1 tRNA gene and 2 rRNA genes are annotated in these 3413 nt (G+C 48.5%); all 3 read right to left on the reverse strand.

The window, feature by feature from the left end:
* Positions 1-13 precede the first annotated feature (13 nt).
* Positions 14-88, reverse strand: a tRNA-Asn gene (locus tag IO99_RS17985).
* A 6-nt stretch (positions 89-94) separates the two neighbouring features.
* Positions 95-212 (reverse strand): 5S ribosomal RNA (gene rrf / locus IO99_RS17990).
* A 183-nt stretch (positions 213-395) separates the two neighbouring features.
* A 23S ribosomal RNA gene (locus IO99_RS17995) occupies positions 396-3300 on the reverse strand.
* Positions 3301-3413: the final 113 nt, after the last annotated feature.

Consider the following 3413-nt stretch of genomic DNA (forward strand, 5'->3'; position numbering starts at 1 on the left):
GTAAGACTAAAAATGGCTCCGCGAAGAGGATTCGAACCTCCAACCTATCGGTTAACAGCCGAGTGCTCCACCGTTGAGCTATCGCGGAACATTGACCTGGCAACAACCTACCCTCCCACACAGCTTCCCGTGCAGTACTATCGGCCTCTTGATGCTTAACCTTCGTGTTCGGTATGGGAACGGGTGTATCCATCAAAAGCATAATTACCAGATTAAATTTTCTATAAGCTTCGAATTTCTTCGTCAATTTCCTTCCTTGCGGTGCTCATTTATGTTTAATAAACTCTGCTCCTCACTCAGTCATTTCCTTGAACTTCTTGCTTCTATCAAATTTATGAAAACATTGGTTAAATGTTCTCTCAAAATTACACAGTGAAATTTATTTCGTCTTTATTTAGATCAAGCCCTCGACTTATTAGTATGAGTCAGCTGAACATGTTACCATGCTTACACCCCTCACCTATCAACCTGGTGGTCTTCCAGGAGTCTTACTAACTTACGTTATGGGAAATCTCATCTTAGGGTGGGCTTCACGCTTAGATGCTTTCAGCGTTTATCCCTTCCAGACATAGCTACCCAGCTGTGCCACTGGCGTGACAACTGGTGCACCAGAGGTCTGTCCATCCCGGTCCTCTCGTACTAAGGACAGCTCCCTTCAAATTTCCTACGCCCGCGACGGATAGGGACCGAACTGTCTCACGACGTTCTGAACCCAGCTCGCGTGCCGCTTTAATGGGCGAACAGCCCAACCCTTGGGACCTACTTCAGCCCCAGGATGCGACGAGCCGACATCGAGGTGCCAAACCTCCCCGTCGATGTGGACTCTTGGGGGAGATCAGCCTGTTATCCCCGAGGTAGCTTTTATCCGTTGAGCGATGGCCCTCCCACGAGGTACCACCGGATCACTAAGCCCGACTTTCGTCCCTGCTCGACTTGTAGGTCTCGCAGTCAGGCTCCCTTCTGCCTTTGCACTCTTCGCGCGATTTCCGACCGCGCTGAGGGAACCTTTGGGCGCCTCCGTTACTTTTTTGGAGGCGACCGCCCCAGTCAAACTGCCCATCTAGCAATGTCCTGTGACCAGTTTCATGGCCTCCAGTTAGAATCCCAGTACTGTCAGGGTGGTATCCCAAGGATGGCTCCGCAGAACCTGACGGTCCTGTTTCTCAGCCTCCCACCTATCCTGTACAGACAATACCGAAACTCAATGCTAAACTACAGTAAAGCTCTACGGGGTCTTTCCGTCCAATCGCGGGTAACCAGCATCTTCACTGGTACTACAATTTCGCCGGATTTGCTGTTGAGACAGTGCCCAAATCATTACGCCATTCGTGCGGGTCGGAACTTACCCGACAAGGAATTTCGCTACCTTAGGACCGTTATAGTTACGGCCGCCGTTTACTGGGGCTTAAGTTCATACCTTCGCTTGCGCTAAGCATTCCCCTTAACCTTCCAGCACCGGGCAGGCGTCAGCCCCTATACATCAGCTTTCGCTTTAGCAGAGACCTGTGTTTTTGCTAAACAGTTGCTTGGGCCTATTCTCTGCGACCTACTTGCGTAGGCACCCCTTCTCCCGAAGTTACGGGGTCAATTTGCCGAGTTCCTTAACAGCAGTTCTTCCGATGGTCTTAGGATTCTCTCCTCACCTACCTGTGTCGGTTTGCGGTACGGGCACTTGCTTCCTCCATAGAGGCTTTTCTTGGCAGCGTGGAATCAGTTACTTCGCTCTATTGAGCTCCTCATCACACCTCAGATTCGGCTAGCGGATTTGCCTACTAGCTACTCCTAAATGCTTGAACATACATCCAATAGTATGCACAACCTATCCTCCTGCGTCACCCCATTTGTAATAACGTCTGCAAGTGGTACGGGAATATCAACCCGTTGTCCATCACCTACGCCTTTCGGCCTCGGCTTAGGTCCCGACTAACCCTGAGAGGACGAGCCTTCCTCAGGAAACCTTAGGTTTTCGACCGCTAGGATTCTCACCTAGCTCTCGCTACTTATGCCAACATTCTCACTTCTGCATCGTCCACCGCTCCTTTCGGTACGACTTCAGCCAATGCAGAAAGCTCCTCTACCACGTGTACGTAGTACACATCCATAGCTTCGGTGGTAAGTTTTAGCCCCGGACATCTTCGGCGCGGGATCTCTTGACTAGTGAGCTATTACGCACTCTTTAAATGAGTGGCTGCTTCTAAGCCAACATCCTAGTTGTCTTAGAAATCCCACATCCTTTACCACTTAACTTACACTTTGGGACCTTAGCTGATGGTCTGGGCTGTTTCCCTTTTGACTACGGATCTTATCATTCGCAGTCTGACTGCCGGAATAAAAGTATATGGCATTCGGAGTTTGATAAGGTTCAGTAAGCGTTATGCCCCCTAGCCTATTCAGTGCTCTACCTCCATTACTCAATTAACCGACGCTAGCCCTAAAGCTATTTCGAGGAGAACCAGCTATCTCCGAGTTCGATTGGAATTTCTCCGCTATCCACAGCTCATCCCATGGTTTTTCAACACCAACGTGGTTCGGACCTCCACGACATTTTACTGTCGCTTCATCCTGGCCATGGATAGGTCACCCGGTTTCGGGTCTACGACATGCAACTATACGCCCTATTCAGACTCGGTTTCCCTTCGGCTCCGTACCTTAAGTACTTAACCTCGCTACATATCGTAACTCGTTGGCTCGTTCTACAAAAAGCACGTCGTCACACATATAAAGTGCTTCGACCGGTTGTAGGCACACGGTTTCAGGTTCTATTTCACTCCCCTTCCGGGGTTCTTTTCACCTTTCCCTCACGGTACTTCTTCACTATCGGTCACTAGGTAGTATTTAGCCTTGGGAGGTGGTCCTCCCTGCTTCCCACAAGGTTTCACGTGTCTCGTGGTACTCTGGATCAGAACTTTCACTCATTTCTTTTTGTCTACAGGCCTATTACCTTCTGCGGAGCAGCTTTCCAGCTGTCTTCGACTAAAAAATTTGTGCATTTATGTTCTGTCCTCAACCCCTAAGCCAAAGGCTTAGGTTTGGGCTCTTTCCATTTCGCTCGCCGCTACTTTGGAAATCGATGTTTCTTTCTCTTCCTCCGGGTACTTAGATGTTTCAGTTCCCCGGGTTTACCTCCATACACCTATTTATTCAGTGCACAGTACATAGTGTTAACTATGTAGGTTTCCCCATTCGGAAATCTCTGGATCACTGGCTATTTGCGCCTACCCAAAGCTTATCGCAGCTTATCGCGTCCTTCTTCGGCTCCTAGTGCCAAGGCATTCACCATGCGCCCTTTGTAGCTTGACCTATTCATTTACTAATCTTAAGCGATTAAGATTAGATTTTCATTCTACAAAGAATTCAAATTAAAATTCTTGACGAAATTGTTTTATCTTTAAATTTAAAGGTTTAACAATATA

Source organism: Clostridium sulfidigenes (assembly GCF_000732635.1).
In the GTDB taxonomy this organism is placed as follows: domain Bacteria; phylum Bacillota; class Clostridia; order Clostridiales; family Clostridiaceae; genus Clostridium_J; species Clostridium_J sulfidigenes.